This is a genomic window from Umezawaea tangerina (genome assembly GCF_003002815.1).
GTDB classification, from domain to species: Bacteria; Actinomycetota; Actinomycetes; order Mycobacteriales; family Pseudonocardiaceae; genus Umezawaea; species Umezawaea tangerina.
This window is the reverse complement of the sequence record NZ_PVTF01000019.1, coordinates 21,197-46,364: the sequence shown is the minus strand read 5'-3', so window position 1 is coordinate 46,364 and position 25,168 is coordinate 21,197. Positions and strand designations below refer to the sequence as shown.

Below are 25,168 nucleotides of genomic sequence, written 5' to 3'. Positions count from 1 at the left end.
GGAGTCTAGCCGATTTGCACTACACGGTGTAGTTTACCCGCCGTGAATGACCCCTTGGACCGCGAACTGCTCGAAGTCGGCCTCATCGTCGTGCTCGGTGCCGTCACGTCGATGCTGGACATCACGATCGTCTCGGTGGCGCTGGCGGGCCTGGCCGCCGAGTTCCACACCTCCGTCGGCACCATCGGCTGGGTCGGCACCGGCTACCTGCTCGCGCTGGCGCTGGTCATCCCCCTCACCGGCTGGGCGGTCGACCGCTTCGGCGCGAAACGGGCCTGGCTGTTCGCGCTGGCGGTGTTCCTGGTCGGCTCCGTGCTGTGCGGTGCCGCGTGGGACGTGGGCAGCCTGATCGCGTTCCGCGTGCTCCAGGGCGTCGGCGGCGGCATGGTCCTGCCGCTGGGCCAGACGATCCTGGTCCGCGCGGCCGGGCCCCGCCGACTCGGCAGGGTGATGGGGGTCGTGTCGGTCCCCGGCCAGCTCGCGCCCGTCCTCGGGCCCCTGATCGGCGGGGTGATCATCGACGCCGCGCAGTGGCGGTGGATCTTCTGGGTCAACGTACCGCTGTGCCTGGTCGCGCTGGTGCTCGCGTGGTGGCGGATCCCCGCCGAGGAGGCGAACCCCGCTCAGCGCCTCGACGTGCGCGGGCTCGCCCTGCTCTCCCCCGGTCTCGCGGCCGTCCTCTTCGGACTGTCCCACCGGGACGCCGCGCCCGCCGCGGTGGGAGCGGTGCTGCTGGCCGCGTTCGCCGTGCACGCGCTGCGCACCCGGCGCACCCCGCTGGTCGACGTGCGGCTGTTCGCCGACCGCGCGTTCGCCACGTCGTCGGTCCTGCTGTTCCTGGCCAGGGTGTCGATCTTCGGCGCGATGTTCCTGATGCCGCTGTACTACCAGCGGGTCCGCGGGCACGACGCGCTGACCGCCGGACTGCTCATGGCGCCGCAGGGCATCGGCACGGCGGTCGCGCTGCTGCTGGTCGGCGGGCTGACCGATCGGATCGGACCGCGGCCGGTCGTCCTGGCGGGCCTCGCGACGACCATGGCGGCGACGTTCGCGTTCACCCGGATCACCCCGGACACCAGCGAGATCGCCCTCGCGGGCGCCCTGCTGGTCTGGGGTGTCGGCCTGGCCGCGGCGGCCGTGCCGGTCACGGCCGCCGCGTACCGCGACCTCGACCGCGCACGGGTTCCGCGCGCCACCAGCGCGCTCGCCGTCGTGCAGAGCGTCGGCGGGCCGCTGGGCACGGCGCTGCTGGTCGTCGTCCTGGAGGCCACCGGGGACTACGGCGACGCGTTCCGGTGGGCGTTCGCGTTCACCGGGCTGTCGTTCGCGGTCGCGCTGCTGCTGCCCCGTCAGCCCGCGCCGAAGCAGACGAACCCGACGCTGGCGGAGTAGGCGATGTCGTCGCCGCCCGCCGAGTGCGCCGACTGGGCCTCGGCCAACGCGACGGCGGGCGCCACCCCTTCGCCGAGCCGCCGGTGCAGGTCGACCATCAGCGGCGTGGTCATCTCGGTCGGCACCGGCATCACCGGCGCGATCAGCGTGGCAGTGCCGAGCCCGAGCAGGGCCGCGGTGAACCCCATCAGCTCGTCGCCGGGCCGCACGGCCGACATGCCCGAGTCGCACGCCGACAGCACCACCCGCACCGGTGGCGTGCGCAGCCGTTCCAGGTCGTAGACGGTCAGCGGCCCGTCGGCCAGCTCCAGCGCGGAGAACAGCGGGTTGTCCGCGCGGAACGAGCCGTGCGCGGCCACGTGCGCCAACGGGGCCCCGTCCATCGCGGCGGCGACCTCGTCGACGGTCGCCTCCTTGCCCACGAGCACCCGCGCCCCCGGCACGTGGTCGGCCACGGCGGTGATCTCGGTCGGCGCGGCGGGCAGCCGCGGCCCGGCGGCCAGCACGGACCGGTCGCCCGGCCTGGGCACCCGCGAGGACGTGGCGGCGCGCAGCCACACCGTCGCCGACGGCGCCACGGTCACCGAACGCCCCTCGTTGCCGGGCAGCACCGACCACGGCAGGCCGTTGAGCACCCCGGTCGGCACGACCACCAGCGCGCGGCCGTCGACCCGCTTGCGCAGCGGCCCGAGCAGCCGGTCGGCGAGCCTGCGGGCGGCGTGCGCGGAGGTCGCGCGCAGGTGCGAGCGGTCGACGGTCGTGGGCAGCGTGACCATGCGGTGCAGGGCGAACCGCAGCAGCCGGATCTCCCGCACCGCCCCCTCGACGTCGCCGAGCCGGTGCAGCGACGCCCGACCTCCCGCGACCACGACGGCCAGCAGCTCGTCGTCGAAGTTCACGTACTCCACCAGCGCCGCCTCGCCCAGCGCCCACGCGAGGTCGCGCACGGCAGGTGGGCGGTGGATCGCGCCGCCGCCGCTGGCCTGGCGGCTCAGGTCGCGGACCCGCTGCTCCATCCGCACCTGCCGCTGCCGCAGCGCGCCCGAGGCCCTGCCCGCCAGCAGCGCGCCCTCCAGGTCCGCGGTCACGGCGCGCAGCTCGGCCAGCGCGTCGGCCACCCCGGAGTCCTCCGGCGGCCGGGCGGGTGTCATCCGCAGCGCGCCCGCCCGCCAGCTCTCCGCCCAGCTCAGCACCTTCGCCGCGTGCCCGGTCGCGACCGCCCCGCGCAGCCCCTCCAACGCCAACGCCTTGCCCTGCGCGCCGGACAGCGCCCGCAGCTCCGCCGCGCCGAGCGACACCCGGTACTCGTCGAGCAGCGCGAGCCCCCGGCGCAACGCCGTCTGAGCGCCGCGGGTGTTGCCGTCCAGCCCGCGCCGCAGCGCCTCGGCGTACCAGCCCTGCACCCGGTCCGCCGCCGTGCCGCCGCGCCGGGCGGCGCCCGCGACCTCCAGGTGCCCGCGCGCCGACGCGGAGTCGCCGAGGTCGCGGGCGATCAGCGCGGCGTCGACGCGCGCCTCCAGCGCCTGCGTCCGCCAGCCCAGCTCGTCCAGCCGGTCGGCCACCTTGGCCGTCGCCGTGACCAGCGCGCGCGACCGCTGCCCGCTCAGGTAGGCCGCGTGCAGCTCGACGTGCCGGGCGCTGGCCTCCCACACCTCGCGCTTCTCCCGCCGGAACCCCTTGCGCGCCGACGTCGCGAACTCCACCGCCCGGTCGAGCTCGCCCTCCTGCAGGGCGACGCGGGCCCGGTAGAACAGGGCCTCGGAGCGGCCGAGCACCAGGTTGCGGCCGCCCATCTCGGCCAGCGCCCGGTCGGCGGCCGCGCGGGCCTCCTCCACCAGCGGCACCGACACCAGCAGCTCCAGCCGGTTGATCAGCAGCAGCGGCCGGGGCACCTCCAGCCGCCGGTACTCCAGGTCCGCCTCGGCGAACATCGTCAGCGCCCGCGGGACGTCACCGGCGCGGACCGCGGAGATGCCCGCGTTCCACCGCACGTCCGCGACCGCCAGGTCCTGGCCGAGGTCCCGGTACAGCCACGCCGCCCGGTCGAAGTCCTCGTCGGCCTCCCGCAGACCGCCGGTGTAGGCGCGCAGCAGGCCGCGGTTGTTGAGCACGCGCGCCTCGGTGAGCCGGTCGTCGAACCGGCGCACGACGTCCACGGCGGCGTTGTACTCGCGCAGCGCCTCGTCGTAGCGGCACAGGAAGTGCAGCACGATGCCGCGGGTCGTCCGGCCGCTGCCCGCGTCCTGCCCGTGCAGGTCCGGCAGCGCCGCGGTGATCGCGCGCAGCGCCTGGACGTGGCGGCCGGTGTTGGACAGCACGAACGCCAGGCTCATCCGCGCCAGCGCCGTCAACCTGGCCGAGTCCGCTTTCCGCGCGATCCGGATCGAGCTCCGCAGGTGGCGCTCGGCGGCGTCGAAGTCGTGCAGCTCGCGGTAGGACAGGCCGATCGCGCGCTCGGCCAGCGACGCCTCCTCGGCGTCGCCCGCCGCCCGTGCGCGACGCAGCGCCGAACGGCCCATCTCGATTGCCGCGTGCGGGTCACGTTGTCTCGCGTCCAGCGCATCGGCGGCGGAAACTTCGGCCACCGCTGCACTTTATCGGGCGGCCGTTTGGGAACGCCGTTGTGGTAGCTTGATCAAGCTGATCGGTGGCCGCCTGTCCCCCTCCTCGACGTTGTTGTGAGGCTTTGGTGTCAAAATCGTCGGACCGCGCCGAGCTTTACCTGAAGGCACTTGACCAGGTCATCGCGAAGGACGAGCGCATTCGGCTGCACGCCGAACCCGGTCGCGAGTTCCTGTTCCGGCCCGGTCAACTGCTGGTCACCGCCGAGGACCTCCAGCGGGTTATCGCCAAACTGCGGGAAAACGGCTTCCGATTCGAATTGGGCAAGGGATTCCTCGGTTTGGAACGGGTGAATCTCCCGAACAATCCGGATGACATTCCGCGGATCGTGCGGCTGCTGCGCGACCCGAAGACGTGGCCCGGTGAGCGCATCCCGCTGGTCCAACCGCACCACCTGCTGGTCGGCCACGGCGGCAACATGCACGGCTGCCCCGGCGACCGGCCCCGGCCGACCAGCCCGCTGCCCAAGCCAGGCAAGCCCGACCTCGGCAAGGGCGTCACGATCGGCGTGATCGACACCGGCATCTCCGCCAGCGCGGGCACCGACCACCCGGACTGGCTGGGCGGCTGGTACACCCCGCAGGCCGACGACGTGGACGTCGCCTACGACCACGGCGACCTCTTCGCGCTGCAAGGTGGGCACGGCACGTTCGTCGCGGGTGTCGCCCGGCAGGCCGCGCCCGGCTCCCGGTTCGACCCGGAGGTCGCGCTCGACCCGAACGGCCTCGGCGACGAGGAGGCGCTCGCCACCGCGATCACCGGGCTGTCCAGGGACGTCCAGATCGTCAACATGTCGCTGGGCTGCTTCACCCTGGACAACGTCGCCTCCGAGCCCATCCGACGCGCGGTCAACCTGCTGCCGAAGGACGTCGTGGTGGTCGCGTCGGCGGGCAACCAGGGCACCGAGCGGCCGAGCTGGCCCGCCGCTCTGAGCAACGTCGTCGGCGTGGCCGCGCTGGCGCTCAACGGCGACGGCACGATCGTCCCCGCCTGCTACAGCAACCACGGGCACTGGGTGGAGCTGTGCGCGGTCGGCAACCGCAGCAGCACCTACCTCAAGGGCGAGTGGCAGCTGCCCGGCGAGCCCGCGCCCGAGGCGTTCGACCGGTTCGCCTACTGGGCGGGCACCTCCTTCGCGACCCCGCACGTGGCGGGCACCATCGCCGCGCTCATGACGACCGGCGGCCTCACCGCCGGGCAGGCCCGTGACCAGCTGCTCGCGGGCCCCGAGTTCCACCCCGGCTACGGCGTCCAGGTGCCCTAGCCCGAACGAGAAGCACCCCGATGTGTATCTGACGGCCCCCTGGGCGCTCCGCACCTTGTGGCAGCATTCCGAAGTACGGCGCGTCAGTCCCTGCTGAACAAGAGGAGGGGACGTGACCCATGCATCCCCGATCGCCTCGCTCGTCGACGCGGCGAACGACGGCGATCAGCGTGCCTGGAACGAGATCGTCGACCGGTACACGCCACTGGTGCTCTCGGTGATCTACCAGCACAGGTTGCGCCCCGCGGACGCGGCGGACGTGAACCAGACGCTGTGGCTGCGGCTCGTGGAGCAGATCGGCAGGCTCCGCGACCCGGAGGCGCTGCCCGGCTGGATCGCGACCACCACGCGCAACGAGTGCCTGCGCATGCTGAAGCTCCAGCAGCGGACCCAGCCGTTCGACCCCCAGGCGACCGACGAGCAGCCGGTGGCCGTGGACCAGGGCGACGTCGAGGCGGAGCTGCTGGCCGCCGAGCGCAGGCAGGCGCTGCGCGACGGGTTCGACATGCTGTCCGAGCAGTGCCGGGAGCTGCTGGCGAAGCTGATGGCGGACCCGCCGCCCAGCTACGCCGACGTCGGCAGGCAGCTGGACATGCCCATCGGCAGCATCGGGCCCACCCGGATCCGCTGCCTGAACAAGTTGCGCAAGACGCCCGCGATCCTCGCGTTCACGGGCGGGACACCGGAGGGAGGTGTTCTGGGTGCAGCACTGGGACAGCGATGAGAACCTGCTGGGCGACCTCCGCGCCGCGCTGACCGAAGCGGACGCCGTGCCGCCTGCGTTCCTGGAGGCGGGCCGGGCCGCGTTCGCGTGGCGCACGGTCGACGCCGAACTGCTCCTGCTCACCAGCTACGACTCGATCCTGGACACCGAGCTCGCGGGCCGGGCGAGGGCTGTGCTGACCGCGCGGCAGCTCGTGTTCGACTCCGACGGCGTGTCGTTGCAGGTCGAGGTCACGGCCGCGGGCATCGCGGGGCAGATCATGCCGCCCGGCGCGGCCGTGGTCGAGCTGCTCACCCCCGCCGGTCCCGTGGAGGAGACCGGGGCCGACGAGTTCGGCTCGTTCCTGCTGGGCCCGCCACCACCCGGCCCGATGCGGCTGCGCTGCACGATCGACGGCACCGCCGTGCAGACCGACTGGATCTGCGTCTAGCCCCGTCGCGTTCTCCACGCGGTCCGCGACGGGGCTGCCGTCCTCCCGGCACGGGCACGCGGCCATCCGGCACACGGGTGAACCTCGGCGTGAGCCATTCGGTCGATGGCCCTCATCGGTAGGGTGGTCGTCTTCGGAGTGGACGCGGCACGAGAACGGGCAGGTGCGGTGTGGTCGACCGGGTCGAATGGGTTCCGGAGGGCGTCGACGTCGAACTCCCCAGCTCGGCGCGCATCTACGACTACCTGCTGGGCGGTGGTCACAACTTCGCCGCCGACCGGCGCACCGCCGAGGAGCTGATCAAGGTCCTGCCGGTCCGCGACATGGCCCGGCTCAACCGCGCCTACCTGCGCCGGGTCGTCATCGAGCTCGCGGGCCTCGGCGTGCGGCAGTTCCTCGACCTCGGCTCGGGCATCCCGACCGTCGGCAACGTGCACGAGGTCGCCCACGAGGCGGACCCGTCGTGCCGCGTCGTGTACGTGGACTTCGAGCGGGTCGCGATCACCCACGCCGAGCTGCTGCTCGCCGACAACCCGAACGCCACGGCCGTCCTCGCCGACCTGCGCGAGCCGGAGGACGTGCTCGCCAAGGCGTCCCTGCTCGACTTCTCCGAGCCCGTCGGCCTGCTCGCGGTCGGCGTGCTCCAGTTCATCCCGGACTCCGACGACCCGTGGGGTCTGCTGGCGCGCTACCGCGACGCGCTCAGCCCCGGCAGCTACCTGGCGCTGTCGCACTTCACCCCCGACCGGATGCCGGAGGCGATGGCCGCGGGCAAGGACGTCTTCCGCAGCACCGCCGAGCCGATCACCCCGCGGACCGCCGCCGAGGTGCTGCGCATGGTGGACGGGCTCGAGATCCTGGAGCCCGGTCTGGTCATGACACCCGAGTGGCGGCCGGAGACGCCCGACGAGGTCGGCGACGACCCGAACCGCGCGAACCTGTACGCGGTGGTCGGCCGCAAGCCCTGATCCACCCAGCCCTGCGACGCCCAGCCCTGCGACGTCCGAACCCCCTGCGACGCCCCGTCGACCCGAGCACCCGCCGCACCAAGAGAGAACGATGAGCACGATCCGGGGACCCGAGCACTCTGCCGACGGCGCACCGTCCGAAGTGGACCTCGCACGTCCGGCGCTCGGCGAGCGGTGGGCGAAGTCGTTGGCGCGCACCGCTTACTCGCCCATGGCGCGGCGCAGGATCAGGCGCGAGCTCGACGCGCACGTGGCCGCGCTGGTCGCCCTGCTCCGCGCCGAGGAGTTCACCGCCGACCCGGCGGGCTCGGTCGGCGACTGGCTCGTCGCCTCCCGCTACACCGGGCAGCGCAGCCTCCAGGCCACCGTCGACCTCCTCGGTCCCGCCCTGCGCACCGACCCCGCCCTCACCGCCGTGCCGGACCTGGCTGACCGCGTCACGTTCGTGCTGAGCGCGTTGTCGGCCGGGTACGCGAACGCCGTGCGGAACCAGATCTTCGAGGAGCAGGAGAAGGTCAGGAACTCCCTGCTGCTCACGCTGACCGAGACCCAGCAGGAGCTGCACGACAGCGAGGCCCGCTTCCGCCAGGTCTTCGCCAGCTCCGCGGCGGGCATCGCGATCCTCGACCTGCCCGGCGACCTCGTCGAGGTCAACCCCGCCCTGGTCCGCATGCTCGGCCACGAGGCCGACGTCCCCGACGAGGTCTTCACCCCCGACGACCTCGCCGAGCTGCGCACGTCGTGCCACCGGATGCTCGTCGCCATGGAGGAGAGCTCCCGCTTCGAGCACCGCTTCACCGGCGCGGGCGGCGAGGAGATCTGGGCCAACGTCGTGCTGTCCGTCGTGCGCGACAGCGACGACCGCCCGAAGTACTACGTCGCCGTCACCGAGGACGTCACCGACCAGCGCAGGCTCCGCGAGTACCTGCGGTTCCAGGCCCTGCACGACGTCCTGACCGGCCTGCCGAACTGGCAGAGCTTCCTGCCGCACCTGGAGAAGGTGCTCGGCGGTCTGCGCGTCCCGGACACCATCACCTTGTGCTACCTCGACGTCGACAGCATGGCCATCATCAACGACGGCCTCGGCTACCACGCCGGTGACCGCGTCCTCACCGAGATCGCCCGCAGGCTCACCGCCGTCGTCTCGTCCGAGACCGCCATGGTCGCCAGGGCGGGCGGCGACGAGTTCGTCATCCTCGTCAAGGACTCCCCCACCACCCCCAGCATCTCCCAGCTCGCCGAGGCCGTCGACACCGCGCTCGCCGCCCCCATCACCATCGACGGCCACCGCTCCACCGCCGTCTCCGCGTGCATGGGCTTCGTCCGCACCTCCGCCCGCGGCACCGACGCCGCAACCCTCGTCCGCCAGGCCCACAGCACCTTGCGCGGCGCGGAACGCAAGGGCAAACGCCAGTGGGCCTACTACGACCACGACCAGGACAAGATCAACCGCCCCCGCCTGGTCCTCCTCGCCGCACTACCCGGCGCCCTCGCCACCGGCGACATCTACACCGAGTTCCAGCCCGTCGACAACACCGCCACGATCGCCAACCTGCGCTGGGAACTCCAGGACGACACCGTCCTGCACCACACCGACTGCCTGGACCACGCCGACGAGCTAGGCCACACCATCCCCTTGGCCCACGCCCTCCTCACCCAAGCCTGCACCAGAGCCTCAGAAGACCCGGACTCCTTACCCGTCCTCGTAAGACTCTCCCCCGAATACACCCGCGACCCGGACCTCACCAGAACCATCGGCACCATCCTCACCACCACCGGCTTACCCCCCAACCACCTCTGGCTCAGCCTTTCCCTACAGGGCATGACCGACGTGGAAGGCGAAGACAACCTCGCGGTGCTCAAGGACATGGACGTGCACGTACTCCTGCACGACCTCACCGGCAACACCGAAGAACTGTCCATTGTGGAACAACACACCCCACACGCCGTAATACTCGCACCAACCCCCGACAGCAAAATCGCCAAAGCAGCAACAGCCGCCCTAATCCCCCTACTACACGAAACCGGCGCCCTAGTCATCGCCGAAGAATCCACCCCGGACCAGTCCAAGTGGTACAGATCAATCGGCGTCGACCTACTACTACCAACCCAACCAGCACCAGACGAGTACTAACCACCAACGCAAAACCAAGGGCAAAACCTACCGCCACCCCCACCCCGTTGGGCGCAGCCCGCCAGCGCGCATCCGGCGCGAAGCGCCTGGGGCCTTGTCCGCCGCGAAGCGCGGATACCCTGTCCGCCGCGAAGCGCGGATGCCTTGTCCAACGGCGAAGCCGAGGATGCTTTGTCGGACGGAGTCCGATGCTTGAGTCAGGCGCAGCCTGATAGCTGGCGAAGCCAGACTCCCCCTCTGCCCCCGATCCACAGCGCCCTCCTGCCCGATCTTCGTTGTCAAGACAGCTTTACCGTCTTGACAACGAAGATCGGGCATTGAGACAATCGCGCGCCGGGGGCTGGGCTTCCCCACGAGTGAGAGGGCCGGAACCGAGCTTCACCAGGAGCGAGACAGCCGGAACCGAGCTACGAGAGGCGAGAAAGCCGAACCCCGGCCTTCACCACCCCCTAATCCACGAACTCCCCCCGCCACACCCCAGCAGCCTTCAACGTCCGAAACGCCGCCTCAACCTCCGCCTTCTCCCGAGCATTCGGATTCGGGTTCGTGCACCCGATCCCCGCGCTACTCCCCGACATCAGGCTCGTACAAGGCCCGGGCTTCCGATCCGGCTGCCCCAGGATGTGCCCCAGTTCGTGAGCCGCGATCCGAGTCGGGTTGTACCCCTCGTTCGTCGCTTCCCGGCCCATCCACACCGTCCCGTTGCCCAGGCTGGTCGTCTGGGCGCGCGGCCACCCGTTGTCCGCCACCACCCGGATGTTCGCGCTGGACGACGTGGTCGACACCAGCTTCACGTTGGCCACGCTCGAATTCCACACGGCCGCGCCGGCGTCCACCGCCGCTTTGAACTCCGCCGCTCCGCTCGCGTTGTACGTCAACGTCCGCGCGGCTACAACGACATCCGCCGATGCGGCGGGCGCTTGCAGGCCGACCAGGCCCACCACGCCGACCGCCGCCACCAGCGCACCAACAGTTTTTCGGAACACGATGAGTTCTCCTCGTCGCAGGGGAGGGAACTTGCAGGGATTTCGACCGTAACGACGTCTCCGAGCCGACCGCAAGAACGGTTAATGTGATCCGGTGACGCCGAAGGGCCGCGGTCGCCGGTCGGCGGCCGCGGCCCTTCGGGTCGGACTCGGGGTCGGGCTCGTGGTCACACCCCGCGGTGCGGCCGGGAACCCTCTGCTCGGTTCACGCGTACGTCGGCTGGCGCAACGCGTGTTCCACCAACGTGATCAGCGTCTGCTTCGTCGACTGCCGGTTGCGCGCGTCGCACGGCACGATGGGGACCGACGACGCGATGGTGAGCGCTTCGCGGATGTCCTCCACCTTGTGGTGCATGAGCCCGTCGAAGCAGTTCACCCCCACCACGTAGGGCAGTTCGCGGTCCTCGAAGAAGTCGATCGAGGCGAACGCGTCGTCGAGCCTGCGGGTGTCGACCAGGACGACGGCGCCGATGGCGCCGCGCACCAGGTCGTCCCACATGAACCAGAACCGGTGCTGACCGGGCGTGCCGAACAGGTACAGGATCAGGTCGCTGTCCAGGGACACGCGGCCGAAGTCCATGGCCACGGTGGTGGTGACCTTGTTCGGGGTCGCCGACAGGTCGTCGATGCCGACACTGGCCTCGGTCATCACCGCCTCCGTGGTCAACGGCACGATCTCGGACACCGAGCCGACGAAGGTCGTCTTGCCGACGCCGAAGCCGCCCGCGACGACGATCTTCGTCGACATGGTGGGCTTGGCGGGCGACCCCGGTCGTCCGAGAGCACCAGAGCTCATCGCTGGTCTGCTTTCTCCTGAGTAGTGGTTCAGCCGCGCATCGAGACGTGGAGCTGCGAGCGGATCTCCGGCGTGAGCTGGATGCCGACCCGCTCGACCAGCCGGGTCATGGCGTAGCCGATGAGCCCGATGTCGCAGTTGGGGGCGGCCAGCACCGCGAGGCAGGAGCCGTCGCTGATCGACATGAGGAACAGGTAGCCCCGCTCCATCTCGACCACCGTCTGCCGGACCTCGCCCGCCTCGAAGCAGCGCGCCGCGCCCTGGTTGAGGCTGACGAGTCCCGACGCCACCGCGGCCAGCTGTTCAGCACGGTCGATCGGGAGCCGCTCGGACCCCGCCAGGAGGAGGCCGTCCGCGGACACCACGATGGCGTGCGCTACACCGGCCACTCGGCTGACGAAGTCCTCGACCAGCCAGCTGAAGTTGTCCAGTTCTTCGGACGTGGTGGTCACTGCTGCTCCTTCTCTGCGCTCATGTCCCCTGAGGTCGTGCTGAACAAGGGGCTGTCCCACGACTCGATGTCGTCGAGGGATTCGCGACCCATCTGCACACCGCGCTGGTAGGTCGCGAACTGCTGCCGCAGCCGCTCGGCCGATCGCCTCCGCGGAGGCGCGGTCGTGGCGACCGAGGCGGACTGCCCGCTCGGGCCGCTCTGACCGGTGGGCGCGCTGCTCTTCGCGGGCGCCGCCTGCTGCTTCGGCGAACCGGGGATGAGACGCGCGTTCGGAACCCGCTTGGGCAGACCGGCGGTGGTCTTGTCGTCCACCGCGGTCTTGAGCACCTTGTTCGCGGTCTGCCAGCCCTCGTCCGCGCCGCCCCAGTCGGCGGCGGCCTTGGAGGACGCGGCCGGGGCCTCGGGGGTCGGGAGCTGGTCGAGCCGCGGTGCCTTCTTGCGGACCGGCATCGGCGGGGTGTCCTGGACCTCCCGCTTGGGCAGCTGCGGGGACGCGGTCCGCTGGGCGGGCGCCTCGAGGGTGCCCACCGGGGCGAACAGCTCCGTCGCCTCGCTGCCGTTGGCGGCCTTGCCGTTGCCGTTGCCGTTGCTAGCGGGCACGGCCGCGGCGCCCTTGCCGGGGGGCTCGGTCACCTCGCCGCCCTGGAACCAGCGGGACAGCACGTCCTCGTAGATCGGCAGCCGCTCGGTGACCGGCTCGACCTTCGGCTTCGCCGGGGGTTTGCGCGGCAGTGCCGTGCGTTCCGCGGCGGGCGGGTACGAGTAGTCGATCTGCTCGACGCCCTCGGGGGCCACGGGCATGCCCGCGACCGTCGCGGTGAACAGCCCCTCGGTCGAGGTCCGCTCGACCAGGTGCTCCGCGTGCGGGTCCTCGTCGGGCGTCCGCATCACCTGCGGGAACTGGGCCGAGTCGAACTGGCCGGTGTCGACCTGGCCGGGCGTCCACTTCGGGACACCGGCGATGACGCCGACGCCGGTCGACTCGGACTCGCCGGACAGGTGCTGCTCGAAGCTCGCCGCGTTCGACGCGCGGGCGGGCTGCGGGGGCGGGAGCTGCGAGGCGCCCTTGTGCAGCAACGAGACCGGCAGCACCACCTGCGCGGTGACACCGCCCTCGATGTCGTCGTTGTTGGTCAGCGTCACGCGGATCTCGTGCCGCTTGGCCAGCTGGCCGACCACGTAGAGACCCATCTCGCGGGCGACGGAGACGTCGACCTCGGGCGGCTCGCTCAGCTTGTGGTTGGCCTCGATGATGTCGTCGTCCTGCATGCCGACACCGCGGTCGTGGATGCGGATCGCGATCTCGCCGCGCCGGGTCTCCGTCGCCCGCACCGTGACCTTGGTGGTGGGCTTGGAGAACGCGGTCGCGTTGTCCAGCAGCTCGGCGATGAGGTGCGCGAGGTCGTTGACGACCCGGCCCTGCACCTTGATCTCCGGCCCCGGCGCGATCTGGATCCGGGCGTACTTCTCCACTTCGGACACCGCGGCGCCGAGCACCTCGGACACCGGCACCGGGCGCGTGACGCGTCGGTTGACCGTCGTGCCGGAGAGCACCAGGAGGTTCTCGCTGTTGCGGCGCATCTGCGTCGCGAGGTGGTCCAGCTCGAAGAGGCTCGCGAGCTGGTCCGGGTCCTGCTCGTCCTGCTCCAACCGGTCGATCACGCCGATCTGGCGCTCGACGAGCGCCTGGCTGCGACGCGACAGGTTGATGAACATGTCGTTGACGTTCGCGCGGAGGGCCACCTGCTCGACCGCGAGGCGGACGGCCTCGCGCTGCACCGCGTCGAACGCGCGGGCCACCTGGCCGACCTCCTCCGTGGTGTTGATCGGCACCGGGAAGAGGGCTTCCTCCGCTGCGCGCTCCGGGTCGCGGTGCTGGCGGATCCTCTGGATCGCCTCCGGGAGCCGGTTGCGCGCCACGTCCAGGGCGGTGCGGCGCAGCACCCTGAGCGGGATGATCATGGAGCGGGCGACGATCGCCATGAGGCCGAACGCGATGATGAGGGCGACGAGCACCAGTGCCGCGTCGCGCCACGCGTTCGCCCGACCCACGTCGATCAGCCTGGTGGTCTCGACGTCGATCTGCTTCTGGATGTCACCGGAGACCGTGGTGAGGAGGTTCGCCGTCTCCTCACCGGCCTGCAGGACGTCCGCGTCGCCGATCTCCACGCGTCCTTCGTCGTTCTCCTCCTGCTGCACCAGTGCGAGCTGGACGAGCCGGTTGCGGCCGTCGACGGCGCCACCGCTCACGACGTCCTGGAACAGCTGGCGGTTCTCCTGCGAGGCGGCGGCGGTGAAGTCGGTCAACGCGGCGTCCAACCTGGACTGCGCGGACCGCAGGGAGGCCACCTGGCCGGGCGCGAACCCGCCGCGCCTCGCCGTCGCGACGAGGATCGCGTTCTGCTGCGTCAACTGCTCCTGCGCGCTGTAGAGCGCGAGGTTGGCCTCGGACAGCGGGTTCAGCCGCGGGTTGCTCACGCTGCTCGCGGCGACCCGGTGCACCTGGTTCACCGCGGCGAGGATCTGGCTGTAACCGCTGAGGACCGAGGCGTCGGGGTACTTCGTGGTGAGCATGGTGTTGCGCAGCGAGCTGAGGTTGTCCAGCGACTGCAACGACTTCTGGAACGCCTCCGCCACCGCGGGGTCGATTCCCTCGGTGGCGGCCGCGACGTCCCGGTACTTGCCGACCTCGACGTCGACCTTGCCAGAACGCGCCACCTGCTCGGCGCTGATCGCGTTGTCCGAACGCCCGGCCGCCACGAAGTGGACGGCGGTGTCGCGTTCGAGCTGGATCGCGTTGGACACCGACGCGGCCTGCGCGCTCAGCGCGAGCTCGCGCTGGACCTTGCCGAACAGCTCGACGTCGTCGAGCTGGCTGTTGAGGCGGAGTCCCGCGAGCGCGAGCGTGCTCAGCGCGGGGACCAGCAGCACCACCGCCAACTTGCTGCGCAGGCGCCAGTTCGTCAGGCGCCAGCGTCGGATGCCGCCGACCGAGGCCTGCGCATCCGTGTCAGCGCGACCATCCCCACCGCCGGCAGCGGGACGGGATGACGCGGAATTCGAAGTCGGAACCGAGTAAGCAGGTCTACCGCCCTCGGAATCCGACTCTTGTCGGGCTCGCTCCGGATCGGATCCGGACGCGGGGTCACCGTGACCGCGCACCGTCAGCACACTCCCCAGCTTCCAAGCCGATGAAAGAAACGTCTGTACAAACCTGGTGGATCTTCGAGTAAAAGCGGCCCCAGTCATACCGCCATTTGGCGGACGACGCCGGTCGTTTTGAAATCAACCAGTATGAGTCAAGGGGGTGAGAACCCCACTAAACACTCGCTAACCGAGGTGCTTCCGGACATTTTCCCGGACGTGACGACCCGGAAACAACTGCGGGGAGCCGCAAGGCTCCCCGCAGTTGCCTGATTCGTCAGCTACCAGGGGTGGCGATGATCAGGGGCTTGACGTCGAGCTCCTTGTCCAGCAGGCCGTACGTCTTCATGAGCGTCGCGACGCGCTGGAGCCGCGTCGCGTCCAGGCTGGTCGGGTACTCACCGAAGTGGACCAGGCTGGCGGTTTCCTTGTCGACCTTCGCGTAGTCCTGGAGCAGCGGCTCCACGATGGAGCGGTCGGCGGCGTCCTTCTGGCCCTTGGCCATCGCGCGCTGGAACGCGGCGACGGTCTTCGGGTTCTCCTTCGCGAACTTCCCGGACGTCGTGTAGCCGGCGATCGGGATGTTGTCGGTCGGGCCGGAGGCCGCGTCCATCACCGTGACCTGACCCGCGGAGCGCTGCGCACTGGTGATGAAGGGCTCGACCATGAACGCCGCGTCGACGGAACCGTTGTCCACCGCCGCCTGCATGTCGCCGAACTTCATCTCCTTGAACGTCACGCCGTTCGGGTCGACGTTGTTCGCCTCCAGCGTGGCCTTCGCGGTCAGCTCGGCGATGTTCCGCTTCGCGTTGATCCCGATGGTCTTGCCTGCGAGGTCCTTCGGGCCCTTCACCGGGCCGTCCTTCTTGCCCAGGAGCAGGAACATCTCGGGCTTCGCCTGGTAGCCGTCCGAGACGAGCTTGAACCCGCCGACGTCCTTCAGCGCGTCCTTGGCCTCGGCCGAGAAGAACGAGACCCAGTTGCCGAAGGAGAAGTCCAGGTCACCCTTGACCAGGGCGGGGATGGACGCCGCGCCGGTGTCGAGGACCGTCAGCTTGACGTCCAGGCCCTCGTCCTTGAAGTAGCCCTTCTTGAGCGCGACGTGGACCGAGGCCACGTCGAGGACGTTGAGGACACCAAGGTTGATCGAGGGCTTCTCCACCTTGCCGTCGGCGGCCGCGGAGGTGGCGGGGGCGTCCGCCTCCTTGCCGCCCAGCAGGCCGCAACCTGCGACGGAGGTGAGCATCGCGAGGACGGACAAACCGCCGACGATCATGCGTGCGTGGCGGCCGACTCTTCGAGTCATGTGGGGCACTCTCCTGGTTGGAGCGGGGCGTTCGTTGCGGGGGATGCTCGATCGACCAGTCGCTGCGGCTAGCCACTCAAAGTGACACTCGCGGTTCACCAAGACCCCGGTCGACCGACACACGAAGGTGAAATCCACTACCTTCGGTGAGCATCTTTGCACAGGCCGTCCAGAGGCAGGGGTACATGGTGAGACAAGCTCATCTCGAATGGACCATTCAGAGCACAACCCGTCCCGTGGTGGTCGTAGGCGCGGGACCTGCGGGTTTGATGGTCGCGAACCTGTTGCGGCGAGCCGACGTGCCCTGCGTCGTGCTCGAGCGCGGCACTCGTGAGTACATCGAAACGAGACCTCGCGCGGGAATGCTCGAAGACCGCTCGGTGAGGATGTTGGAACAGCACGGTCTGGCCGACCGCTTGCTTACTCAGAGTGACACTCACAGTGCGTGCGAATTCCGGGTCAACGGGGAGGCGCACGAGCTGAACTACTCCGACCTGTCGGAGGGCAAGCTGCACTACGTCTACCCCCAGCAGGAGGTCGTGAAGGACCTCGTCGCGCAGTACCTCGCGAGCGGGGGCGACATCAGGTTCGAGGTCACCGACGTCGAGCTGCACGACGTGCTCGACGACAAGCCGTCGGTGTCGTGGACGGCGAAGGACGGCAACCGGCACCGCCTCGACTGCTCGTTCATCGCCGGGTGCGACGGCTTTCACGGCGTCACCAGGAAGAGCATTCCGGAGGGTGCGGTGGAGGAATTCACCCACCAGCACGGCATCGGCTGGCTCAGCATTCTGGCGGAGGCGCCGCCTTCGACGGAGAAGGTCATCTACGCCTTGCACGACGACGGATTCGCGGGGCACATGCTGCGGAGTCCGACGGTGAGCCGCTTCTACCTCCAGGTGCCGGTCGGCGAGAACGTCGACAACTGGCCGGACGAGAAGGTGTGGGCGGAATTGAAGAAACGCCTCGCCCTGCGCGACAGCGACTGGTCGCTGACCACCGGGCCGATCATCGAGAAGCGCGTGCTCGACATGCGTTCCCACGTGGTCGAGCCGATGCGCTACGGCAGGCTCTACTTGTTGGGCGACGCCGCCCACATCATCACGCCGATGGGCGGGAAGGGAATGAACCTCGCGCTGAACGACGCGGAGGTGTTCGCCGACGCGATCGTCTCCTACTACGACCACAAGTCCACCACGGGACTGGACGACTACTCGGCGATCTGCCTGCGCCGCGTGTGGCGTGCGCAGGAGTTCTCGCAGTGGATGGTGGACCTCATCCACCGGAACGAGCAACCGTTCATGAGCCGATTGGGTCACGCCCGGTTGCAGCACTTGATCGAGTCGCCGGCGGCAGCCGCCGCGTTCGCCCAGGACTACGTGGGCGCCTCCTATTCGGGTACGGGCCTCTACGAGGCCACCGCGACGCGCGAATAACACACCGCGGGATAGCTCTGGGGCCGAATTGTTAACACCTTTCGACAACGGCACGCCGAAGACGCTCGTCGTCGAGGTCGAAGAGACGATTCGACCATCACCGGCAGGGCGGCTGCCCATTCCCCCCGATCGGGTTCGTCGTGGAGTGGACAGCCGCACCGGCGCCAGCGGACACCGCTGACCGGATACCACAGGAAGCGGATGCGCGAGGACGGATTCGCCGAGGGCCATCCGACCCCTTTTGTTGGGCCACCCGGCGGGATGGGCCGGAATGGCGGACCGGACGGTTTGCATTGGCCACCAATCCAGTGGGCCGCAGAACGGCGGTGACCGCCCAGGAGCCCTCGACCGCGCATCGGCACCCAATCCCCACCCGATGACCGCCCCGGCTCCACAGCGCCGCGCAGGATACGCGGAACAGGTGCGGCGAATCGCGAACAAGCCAAGGGGAAACCGCATTCACAGGTCGCCCGCACGCCGGTAGGGCCGATCGTCGGGCTTCCCGGCACGGGTCCCGCACGGCTACCGGAGAGGGTCTCCACCGCCCTCCCAGGGCGTCCCGCAGCGGTCCTGGGACTGCCCGGGAGCACCCCGACAGCGGCGCCGGAGGGCGCGCAAAGGCATGGGACAAGACCTTTGTGGACGCCTTGGACCGGCGGTCCGGTCCGACGATTTGCCTTGCGCGTCAGGGAAACGAGCGTTAACGAGTGTCCACACCCGATCATGAAGCCGCCGGGTCTCGATCTGGACACGCAACGTTCGGTAACCGAAATCCCATAGCCAGGACCGAAAACGGACGTCTCTCCGGTGCCATCAGACCGTTCGATGCGGTCATCTGGTCCGCAAATCCTGTCCCGGACAGGGCGGAACACGGCGGTTGACAGCCCAGTGTGTCCTACCCCACACACCCGATTACGGCCGCACATTCCAAGTCGCGAACATTTCGTGCGGGAAGACGAAAGTCACCAATTGAGACGCGGGTGGGACCACGCCTCGAACGTCCCAGAACACCCACGGGGGAAGGAAAAGGCCCTGAAACGGCGCAGGCGCCCCTGGAACCCCCGATGACGGGAGTTGCCAAGGGCGCCCGGTTTCACGCGCCTGCGGGAGAACTCAGTTGGTGGCGCGCTCCTGCGCCTGCGCCTCGAGCAGCGCCGCGCGCTCGGCCTCGGCCCACTTCGCGGCCACCGCGGCCTCGTTGTCGACCTTCCGGGGCGTGCCGACCGCCGTGCGGTCGACGTGCAGCAGCCTGGCCACCTCGCCGCGCAGCGCCACGAAGGCGTCCGACTCGCGGGTGGTGATCTGGTTGCGGTGCACGGGCAGGTCGACCCTCAGGTCGGCCACCACGGCCGCCGGGGAGCTGGAGAGCACCAGCACCCGGTCGCCCAGGTAAACGCTTTCGTCGATGTCGTGCGTGACGACCAGGACCGTGGTGTTGTTCTCCCGCTTGACCTTCAGCAGGAGGTCCTCCAGCTCGAACCTGGTCTGCGCGTCCACCGACGCGAACGGCTCGTCCATGATGAGCAGCGCGGGCCGGTAGGCCAGCGCCCGTGCGATGGCGACGCGCTGCTGCATGCCGCCGGAGAGCTGCCACGGGTGCTTGCCGCCTGCCTTGTCCAGCCCCACCAGCGCCAGCGCCTCCGCGGCACGGGCGCGCCGCGCGGAGCGGCCGAGGCTGCGGCGCAACGGGAACTCGACGTTGCGCTGCACCGTGAGCCACGGGAACAGCGAGCGGCTGTAGTCCTGGAACACCACGGCGAGGTCGTCCGGAACGCCGTGGACCTCGTTGCCGTGCAAGCTGATCCCGCCCTCGGTGGGCTTGATCAGACCGCAGATGGTGCGCAGCAGCGTGGACTTCCCGCAACCGGACGGGCCGACCACGCAGACCAGCTCACCCGCGCCCACGGTGAAGGTCAGTCCGTCGATGGCGCGGTGCGCCCCGTCCTTCGCCTGGTACGTGTGGCCGAGTCCGGCCACCTCGAGCATGGCGGTCATATGTCGTCAGTCCCCTATACCGTCGCGAGTTGTGCGGGCTTGCTGTGCTCCTGCTTCGGCTGCCAGCCGAGCACTCGGCGTTCGGCCACCAGCAGCAGGGAGTTGAGCACGTAGCCGATGACGCCCAGCAGGACGATGCCCGCCCACATGTTGGCGTAGTCGAACTCCCGTTGCGCCAACAGGAGCTGGGCACCGATCCCGTTGTCGGTGCCGACCAGTTCGGACACCACCATCAGCACCAGGGACAGCGACAGCGAGACGCGCAGCCCGGCGAAGATCTTCGGCGCGGCCGAGGGCAGCACGACCCCGAGGACCCACTGGACCCTGGGGACGCGGAACACCTTGGACGTCTCGACCTTGGTGGCGTCGACGGTCCTGGCGCCGTCGATCGTGTTGAGCAGGATGGGCCACAGGATGCCGAACACGATGGTGGCCAGCTGCATGAACGAACCGATCTTGAACAGCAGCATGAACACCGGCACCAGCGCGGGCGGCGGGATGGACCGCATGAACGTCAGCACCGGTCCGGTGTACTCGAGCGCGGTCCTGGACCTGCCGAGCGCGATGCCGATCGAGATCCCCACGACGGCGGCGATGGCCCACCCGCCCAGGAGCCTGGTCAGGCTGTCCAGCACGTCGTCGTAGACCACGTCGGTGAGGAACAGCTTGTCCGGCGGACCGGACAGCCAGAGCTTGTACGCCGCCTCGCCGATGTCGCTCGGCGGCGGGAAGAAGGGATCGTCCGTGTACACCGTGACGACCTGCCACACCACGAGCAGGCCGACGAACACGACCCAGCGCTTGAAGAAGTTCGTCACGACCGGCCTCCGATGGCGGTGTCCCAGCCGAACCAGCGCTGCTGGGCCCGTTCGAGGCCCTCGTTGAGCAGGTAGCCGAGCACGCCGGCGACGACGGTGCCCGCGAGCACCAGGTCCATCCGCCCGGCGCCGCTGCGCGCGACCATGATGAACTGCCCGAGCCCCGGACTCCCGCCCAGCAGCAGCTCGACGCTGACCAGCACGACGAGCGCCGTCGTCGCGGCCAGCCGGATGCCGGTGAACACGAACGGCAGCGCGCTGGGCAGCGCGACGGAGAACATCACGCCTACCCTGCCGGTGCCGAAGACCTTCGCCGTCTCCACCAGCAACGGGTCGAGCTCGTCGAGCGCGTAGATCGTGTTGAACAGGATCGGCCAGATCGCCGCGTAGACCGCGAGCGAGATCTTGGTCTCCGGTCCGATCCCGATCAACATGATGGCCAACGGGATCGTGGCCACCGAAGGAATGGGTCGCAGGAACTCGACCACGGCCCTGGTCGCGTACCGGACAGCGGGAACGCTGCCCAGCAGCAGACCAAGGGGAACCGCGATCCCCACGGCCACTCCGACTGCGATGAGCAGGGACAGCACCGTCGCGATCACGTCGCGGAGGAACTGCTCATCACCCAACAACTTGCCTAGCTCGCCGAAAACCACACTTGGTGGCGGCAGGTATTGCGCGGAGACGAACCCGAACCGGCCGAAAAGCTCCCACAGAATCAGGAACCCGACCACGCCGAGCACACCTCGGGTGAGGGCACGCACGCCGAACGCCTCTCCAGTTGATCAACTTCCGGGACGACCCGGACCAATCTAGAGACTGGACACCCGAAGCCACAATGAGTGCCGAGGAAACTTCACAAAGTGATACGTGAATAACATGGTCAATTTCAGTCAACACTGAAGCCACAGCGGTGCCACCCACGTGGGAGGACCGTCGATCCCGCTGCCCCAAGGCGACCTGGATGCCCTAACAGCGGTCGCACGGCCCACGGGCAAGCGCATTCCTCGTCGTACCCCACCAACGCCGGAGAAGCGCGATCCACGCCCCCGACGGGAACGCCGTCCACGCCCGCACCGACCATTCCACGCCGTGCGGCCAGAATTCCACGTCCGGGGTGCGCGAAACGGGCCCACCGGCATGACCGGCGGACCCGAAGGGCGCGGGGAACAACGCGGGTTAAAGTCCCACAAGCTTGTAAAGCGAGCCGACTTCCTGCCGGTTCAGCACGCGCATCGAACCGGGCCGCTGGTTGCCCAGCTGGACCTCGCCGATGTGCGTGCGCACGAGGCTCGACACCGGGTAGCCGACGTGGTCGAGCAGGCGGCGCACGATGTGCTTGCGGCCCTCGTGCAGGATCACCTCGACGAGCGCCTTGCCCGGCATGGAGTCGACGAGCTTGAACGAGTCGACGCGGGCGAAGCCGTCCTCCAGCTCCACACCCGCGCGCAGCCGCTTGCCGACGTCCTTGGCGACCGGACCCTGCACCTCGGCCACGTAGGTCTTGGGGACCTCGTAGGAGGGGTGCATGAGCCGGTGGGCCAGGTCGCCGTCGTTGGTGAGCAGCAGCAGGCCCTCGGTGTCCGCGTCGAGCCTGCCGACGTGGAACAGGCGCTCGCGGCGCTCGTGCAGGTAGTCGCCGACGCACGGGCGGTGCTGGTCGTCGTGCATGGTCGACAGGACGCCCCGCGGCTTGTTCAGCACCAGCGTGACGACGTCCTCCTTGAGGACCACGCGGACGCCGTCGACGTGCACGACGGCGGTGTCCGGGTCGATGCGGCGACCCTGCTCGGTCACCACCTCGCCGTCGACGGTGACGCGGCCGAGGTCGATCAGCTCCTCCGAGACCCGCCGCGAGGCGATCCCCGCCTTGGCGAGCACCTTCTGCAGCCGGATCCCCTCGTCGTTGGGGTCGGGCCGCGCGGAACGGGTTTCAGACATCGTCGATCGCATCCACTTCGGGCAACAAGGGAGCGATCGGGGGCAGGTCCGCGAGGGACGACAGGCCCAACCGCTCCAGGAACAGTTCGGTCGTGCGGTAAAGGATGCCACCAGTGTCGCTGTCGGTACCGATCTCGCTGATCAGCCCGCGGGCGACGAGGGTGCGGATCACACCGTCCACGTTGACCCCGCGAACCGCGGCGATGCGCGCCCTGGTGACCGGCTGCCGGTACGCGATCACCGCGAGGGTCTCCAGAGCGGCCCTGGTGAGCTTGGCGCGCTGCCCGTCGAGCAGCAGCTTCTCCACGTAGGGCGCGTACCGGTCTCGCGTGTAGAACCGCCAGCCGTCGCCGATTCTACGCAGGTCGATACCGCTGCCCGACTCGGTGTACCTGGCGGACATCCGCTTGAGGGTCTGGGTGACGCGCTTCACCGACTGGCCGAACACGTCGGCGAGCAGCTTCTCGCTCGCGGGCGAGTCGATCACGAGCAGCACGGACTCCAACGCGCCCTCGAGCTCGGCGTCGTCGGACAGGTCCGGTCCGGTCTCGACGACCTCGACCTCGTCTTCCTCCTCCGGACCGACCACGGGCTCCGGCGCGACCGGCTGGGTCACCCGTACTCCTCTTCTCCGTCGGGCTCGACCGGCGGCGGCGCGTCGTCGTCGCCGATCCAGCGGACCAGCAGCTCCCCGAGCGCCTCGGGCTGGTCGAACGCCAGCACGGTCTCGCGGTAGAGCTCCAGCAGCCCGAGGAACCGGGCCACCATCCCCAGTGTGTCCTCGCAGTCGGCGACCAGCTCGCTGAACGTGAGCTGACCGGCCGCGATCAGCCGTTCGCGCATCAGGTTCACGTGTTCGCGCACCGACACCTTGGCGACGTGCAGGTGCGTCAGCGACACGGTGCGCGGCGGCTTGGGGCGGAACACCGACGCGGCGATGTCGGCGAACTTCTTCGGCGTCACGCCGAGCATGACCTCGGGCAGCAGGCCCTCGTAGCGCGGTTCCAGCGCGACCGAGCGGGGGTAGCGGCGGGCCGCGCCCTGCTCCAGCTCGCCGAACAGCGCCGCCACCTGCTTGTAGGCCCGGTACTGGAGCAGCCGCGCGAACAGCAGGTCGCGCGCCTCCAGCAGGGCCAGGTCCTCCTCGTCCTCCACGTCGCCCTGCGGCAGCAGCCGGGCGGCCTTGAGGTCGAGCAGGGTGGCGGCGATGACCAGGAACTCGGTGGTCTCGTCGAGGTCCCACTCGTCGCCCATCGCCCGGATGTAGGCGATGAAGTCGTCGGTCACGGTGTGCAGCGCGACCTCGGTCACGTCGAGGGTGTGCGCCGAGATGAGCTGGAGCAGCAGGTCGAACGGGCCCTGGAAGTTGGTCAGGTTGACGGTGAACCTGCCGTTCGCCGGGTCGGCGTCGACGGCGACGTCGGGCTCCCCGGTCACCGCTCGCTTCCCTGGCGCAGCCTCCGCACGAGGTGCGAGCGCTCGCCGTGCTCCTCCAGGTCGGCCAGCAGCACCGCGATGGCCTCGCGGACGATGCGGCCGCGGTCCACGGCCAGCCCGAACGTGCCGCGCAACGACAGCCGCGCGTGCTCCAGCGCGAGCAGCTCCTCGTCCGACACGTACACGGTGATCTTCGTGTCGTGCTTCTGGCGGCCGGTGCTGGGGCGGTCCGGTGCCGCGGGCTGGGCTGGTTCGGGGTCGGTCGGGCGCACGAGACTGGTCGGGCGGAACAGTTCGGACGCGCCGGGCAACGAGGCGCGACGAGTCACCTGGCGATCACCTCGCGCGCCAGCGCGCGGTAGGCCTTCGCGCCCGCGGAACGGGGCGCCCACTTGGTGATCGGCTCGCCCGCGACCGTGGTCTCCGGGAACCGCACGGTCCGGTTGATGACCGTGTCGAACACGATGTCGCCGAACGCCTCCACGACCCTCGCCATCACCTCGCGGGAGTGCAGGGTGCGCGGGTCGTACATCGTGGCGACGATCCCGGTGATCTCCAGCTTCGGGTTCAACCGCTCCCTGACCTTCTCGATGGTGTCGATGAGCAAGGCGACCCCCCGCAGCGAGAAGAACTCGCACTCCAGCGGGATGAGGACGCCGTCAGCCGCCGCGAGGGCGTTGACCGTGAGGAGTCCGAGCGACGGCTGGCAGTCGACCAGCACGTAGTCGTAGTCGTCGATGACGGGGCGGAGGGTGCGCACCAGCGTGTGCTCCCGGCCGACCTCGGACACGAGCTGGATCTCGGCCGCGGACAGGTCGATGTTGCTGGGCAGCAGGTGCATGTCCTCGACGCCGGTCTCCATGATCACGTCCTGCACGCCGACCGCGCGCTCCATGATCACGTTGTAGATCGTCTGGTCGAGCTGGTGCGGGTGGATGCCGAGGCCGACCGAGAGCGCGCCCTGGGGGTCGAAGTCCACCAGCAGCACCTTGCGGCCGTACTCGGCCAGCGACGCGCCCAGGTTGATCGTGGACGTGGTCTTGCCGACCCCGCCCTTCTGGTTGCAGATCGCGAGGATCTTCGCGGGACCGTGCCGGGCGACCGGCTCGGGGTCGGCGGTGAACCGCAGGACTCTGCCGGTCGGGCCGATCTCACCGGCCTCCTGCTCCGCCGCGTCCTCGTCGTGCGGTGCGGCGTGCGGCGCTAGGCTCAGTTCGACCGAGGCGCGGGGCACACCGGGCGGCTGCGGCGGGGGAACGTCGAACGTCCTGCCCTCCACGTGCTCCGGTGTCGACATCGCAACCTAACTCCTCGTAGTCCT

22 protein-coding genes are annotated in these 25,168 nt (G+C 69.7%); 7 read left to right on the top strand and 15 right to left on the bottom strand.

Going from position 1 to position 25,168, the window contains the following annotated elements:
- Positions 1–42 precede the first annotated feature (42 nt).
- The gene (locus tag CLV43_RS41945) at positions 43–1,392 is read left to right on the top strand and encodes an MDR family MFS transporter (RefSeq protein WP_211304820.1); all 1,350 of its coding nucleotides are present in this window, start codon (positions 43–45) and stop codon (positions 1,390–1,392) included.
- On the opposite strand, the gene CLV43_RS41940 is transcribed toward CLV43_RS41945, so the two are convergent.
- Positions 1,350–3,977: a CHAT domain-containing protein gene (locus tag CLV43_RS41940; protein ID WP_245887438.1), complete on the bottom strand. Its 2,628-nt coding sequence runs from the start codon at positions 3,975–3,977 to the stop codon at positions 1,350–1,352. The two genes, CLV43_RS41945 and CLV43_RS41940, sit on opposite strands and share 43 nt — an antisense overlap.
- A gap of 107 nt (positions 3,978–4,084) precedes the next feature.
- Positions 4,085–4,423, bottom strand: a complete 339-nt coding sequence (locus CLV43_RS49850; RefSeq protein ID WP_245887437.1) for a hypothetical protein — start codon at positions 4,421–4,423, stop codon at positions 4,085–4,087.
- 9 nt (positions 4,424–4,432) lie between these two features.
- On the opposite strand from CLV43_RS49850, the gene CLV43_RS41935 reads away from it, so the two are divergent.
- The 5 genes from CLV43_RS41935 to CLV43_RS41915 all read left to right on the top strand — a co-directional run bounded on the left by CLV43_RS41935 (position 4,433) and on the right by CLV43_RS41915 (position 9,534).
- The gene (locus tag CLV43_RS41935) at positions 4,433–5,278 is read left to right on the top strand and encodes a S8 family peptidase (protein WP_245887436.1); all 846 of its coding nucleotides are present in this window, start codon (positions 4,433–4,435) and stop codon (positions 5,276–5,278) included.
- A 112-nt stretch (positions 5,279–5,390) separates the two neighbouring features.
- Positions 5,391–6,002: an RNA polymerase sigma factor gene (locus tag CLV43_RS41930; protein ID WP_106195790.1), complete on the top strand. Its 612-nt coding sequence runs from the start codon at positions 5,391–5,393 to the stop codon at positions 6,000–6,002.
- Positions 5,980–6,432, top strand: coding sequence for a hypothetical protein (locus CLV43_RS41925; RefSeq protein WP_106195789.1), 453 nt, complete (start codon positions 5,980–5,982; stop codon positions 6,430–6,432). Before CLV43_RS41930 ends, CLV43_RS41925 begins: the two co-directional genes overlap by 23 nt.
- Before the next feature lie 170 nt (positions 6,433–6,602).
- On the top strand, positions 6,603–7,400 hold the full coding sequence (locus CLV43_RS41920; protein ID WP_106195787.1) for an SAM-dependent methyltransferase: 798 nt from the start codon (positions 6,603–6,605) through the stop codon (positions 7,398–7,400).
- A 91-nt stretch (positions 7,401–7,491) separates the two neighbouring features.
- Positions 7,492–9,534, top strand: a complete 2,043-nt coding sequence (locus tag CLV43_RS41915; RefSeq protein ID WP_106195785.1) for a diguanylate cyclase domain-containing protein — start codon at positions 7,492–7,494, stop codon at positions 9,532–9,534.
- Positions 9,535–9,983: 449 nt separating this feature from the next.
- Here CLV43_RS41915 and CLV43_RS41910 read toward each other — a convergent pair whose 3' ends face one another.
- From CLV43_RS41910 to CLV43_RS41890, 5 genes are all read right to left on the bottom strand, one after another.
- Complete coding sequence (locus CLV43_RS41910; RefSeq protein ID WP_245887435.1) at positions 9,984–10,493, bottom strand: snapalysin family zinc-dependent metalloprotease; 510 nt, start codon at positions 10,491–10,493, stop codon at positions 9,984–9,986.
- Positions 10,494–10,725: 232 nt separating this feature from the next.
- The gene (locus CLV43_RS41905) at positions 10,726–11,316 is read right to left on the bottom strand and encodes a GTP-binding protein (RefSeq protein WP_106195784.1); all 591 of its coding nucleotides are present in this window, start codon (positions 11,314–11,316) and stop codon (positions 10,726–10,728) included.
- Positions 11,317–11,345: 29 nt separating this feature from the next.
- Positions 11,346–11,768 (bottom strand): roadblock/LC7 domain-containing protein, encoded by a 423-nt coding sequence (locus CLV43_RS41900; protein ID WP_106195782.1) that lies wholly within the window; start codon positions 11,766–11,768, stop codon positions 11,346–11,348.
- Positions 11,765–14,704 (bottom strand): sensor histidine kinase, encoded by a 2,940-nt coding sequence (locus CLV43_RS41895; RefSeq protein ID WP_245887434.1) that lies wholly within the window; start codon positions 14,702–14,704, stop codon positions 11,765–11,767. Before CLV43_RS41895 ends, CLV43_RS41900 begins: the two co-directional genes overlap by 4 nt.
- Positions 14,705–15,191: 487 nt before the next feature.
- Complete coding sequence (locus CLV43_RS41890) at positions 15,192–16,220, bottom strand: ABC transporter substrate-binding protein (protein ID WP_106195780.1); 1,029 nt, start codon at positions 16,218–16,220, stop codon at positions 15,192–15,194.
- A 185-nt stretch (positions 16,221–16,405) separates the two neighbouring features.
- On the opposite strand from CLV43_RS41890, the gene CLV43_RS41885 reads away from it, so the two are divergent.
- Positions 16,406–17,656: a 4-hydroxybenzoate 3-monooxygenase gene (locus tag CLV43_RS41885; RefSeq protein ID WP_106195971.1), complete on the top strand. Its 1,251-nt coding sequence runs from the start codon at positions 16,406–16,408 to the stop codon at positions 17,654–17,656.
- Between the two features lie 1,113 nt (positions 17,657–18,769).
- Here the strand turns inward: CLV43_RS41885 and CLV43_RS41880 are convergent.
- The 8 genes from CLV43_RS41880 to CLV43_RS41845 all read right to left on the bottom strand — a co-directional run bounded on the left by CLV43_RS41880 (position 18,770) and on the right by CLV43_RS41845 (position 25,144).
- Positions 18,770–19,651, bottom strand: a complete 882-nt coding sequence (locus CLV43_RS41880) for an ABC transporter ATP-binding protein (protein WP_106195778.1) — start codon at positions 19,649–19,651, stop codon at positions 18,770–18,772.
- A gap of 14 nt (positions 19,652–19,665) precedes the next feature.
- Complete coding sequence (locus CLV43_RS41875; protein WP_106195776.1) at positions 19,666–20,469, bottom strand: ABC transporter permease; 804 nt, start codon at positions 20,467–20,469, stop codon at positions 19,666–19,668.
- Positions 20,466–21,233: an ABC transporter permease gene (locus CLV43_RS41870; protein ID WP_106195775.1), complete on the bottom strand. Its 768-nt coding sequence runs from the start codon at positions 21,231–21,233 to the stop codon at positions 20,466–20,468. Before CLV43_RS41870 ends, CLV43_RS41875 begins: the two co-directional genes overlap by 4 nt.
- Positions 21,234–21,648: 415 nt before the next feature.
- The gene (locus CLV43_RS41865; RefSeq protein ID WP_106195773.1) at positions 21,649–22,410 is read right to left on the bottom strand and encodes a pseudouridine synthase; all 762 of its coding nucleotides are present in this window, start codon (positions 22,408–22,410) and stop codon (positions 21,649–21,651) included.
- A complete protein-coding gene (gene scpB / locus CLV43_RS41860; protein WP_106195969.1) occupies positions 22,403–23,086 on the bottom strand; it encodes an SMC-Scp complex subunit ScpB in 684 nt (227 codons plus the stop codon). The genes CLV43_RS41865 and scpB overlap by 8 nt, the downstream gene beginning before the upstream one ends.
- On the bottom strand, positions 23,023–23,847 hold the full coding sequence (locus CLV43_RS41855; protein WP_106195771.1) for a segregation and condensation protein A: 825 nt from the start codon (positions 23,845–23,847) through the stop codon (positions 23,023–23,025). The genes scpB and CLV43_RS41855 overlap by 64 nt, the downstream gene beginning before the upstream one ends.
- Complete coding sequence (locus CLV43_RS41850; RefSeq protein ID WP_106195770.1) at positions 23,844–24,176, bottom strand: hypothetical protein; 333 nt, start codon at positions 24,174–24,176, stop codon at positions 23,844–23,846. The genes CLV43_RS41855 and CLV43_RS41850 overlap by 4 nt, the downstream gene beginning before the upstream one ends.
- Positions 24,173–25,144, bottom strand: a complete 972-nt coding sequence (locus CLV43_RS41845) for a ParA family protein (protein ID WP_106195768.1) — start codon at positions 25,142–25,144, stop codon at positions 24,173–24,175. Before CLV43_RS41845 ends, CLV43_RS41850 begins: the two co-directional genes overlap by 4 nt.
- Between the last annotated feature and the right edge of the window lie 24 nt (positions 25,145–25,168).